The sequence below is a fragment of the Providencia sp. JGM181 genome, assembly GCF_018257375.1.
GTDB classification, from domain to species: domain Bacteria; phylum Pseudomonadota; class Gammaproteobacteria; order Enterobacterales; family Enterobacteriaceae; genus Providencia; species Providencia lanzhouensis.
Genome location: NZ_JAERJY010000273.1, coordinates 1 through 1,217, shown reverse-complemented (window position 1 = coordinate 1,217; position 1,217 = coordinate 1). Strand labels below are relative to the sequence as shown.

The 1,217-nt window shown below is 37.1% G+C and carries 1 protein-coding gene; it reads left to right on the top strand.

The features are described 5' to 3' along the window. The first annotated feature begins 82 nt into the window (after nucleotides 1-82). Nucleotides 83-808, top strand: coding sequence for an outer membrane protein (locus tag JK188_RS17465; RefSeq protein ID WP_132497057.1), 726 nt, complete (start codon nucleotides 83-85; stop codon nucleotides 806-808). The last annotated feature ends 409 nt before the right edge of the window (nucleotides 809-1,217 follow it).

Here is a 1,217-nt window from a genome sequence, read left to right as displayed (position 1 = left end):
ATGGGGATCCTGCATAGATAAATTTAATAGTTATCTATACTCATATTGCGTGATTCGAATACATAGCTAAATGGAATTTATAATGAAAAAAATTATTGCCGTATCTCTACTCAGTTTGGTGTCTAGTGCTGCCTTTGCAGGGGCAGAAAGCCTGTATGTCTCAGGTAAAATCGGGGCTTCAATTGTCCAAGTTTCAAATCAAAAATGGCTCACTAGCGATAACGAATTTGAAAAAACCAATCTCGGAAATACCAATGATTCTGTTTTCGGTGGCAACATTGCCGTCGGTTACGATTTTTCTAAAACCACCACGTTACCTCTGCGTACCGAACTTGAATTTGGGATGAGAGAAAAAGCGTCCACAAGCCATAACTTGGCGTCCTACAACGACCACGTCGATTTAAGTAGCTCGGATGATGTCAAAACCGATATCACCTTAAATACGGTAATGCTCAATACCTATTATGATTTCAAAAATGACACCAAATTTACCCCTTACGTGAGCGTCGGGTTAGGTATGGCAAGCATTAACCACAAAATGCGCTACGACTACAATGAACATATTGTTAGCATGAACCAATTCACTCATGAAAAATTCACCAAATCTAAAACCACCACGAACTTTGCGTGGAGCGTCGGTTTAGGTTCGCAATACCGAGTGAATAATCACGTTTCATTGGATATGGGATACCGCTTCTTAGATGCTGGAAAATCTGAAGCGAGTTACTACGCTGATAGCCAAGAAAACACCTCAAAAGTGAAAGTCAGAAGCCATGACATTATGTTTGGTGTAACTTACCGTTTCTAAGGATTTTTAGTTGGCATCTTAATACATATTCTTGAGATGCCAACCTACTTATTTCAGCTGTTGAATCTAAATATTATAATTACGATGAGCATTTATTTCTAATGAATTGTATTTTACAGAATTTTACCCTGAAAAATATTCATTTTATTCTCTCCGTTTAGCGTAATCCCTCGAAGTTTCTTACGCTGACTATAACCTCGCCTGCATCACTTATACTCCAGTAAGGTTTCCATCCGAAATCATTCACTGGTGCTTAATTATGAAAAATTTACTTTTGGCTTCAAGTTGCTTGTTGTTTGCTAATTTAGCAATAGCATCCAGTAATAACGGGGTATATATATCCAGTAAAATTGGTGTATCTGTCCTGAATATATATGATTCTAAATTCGAATACAGTAATGAAAAAAAA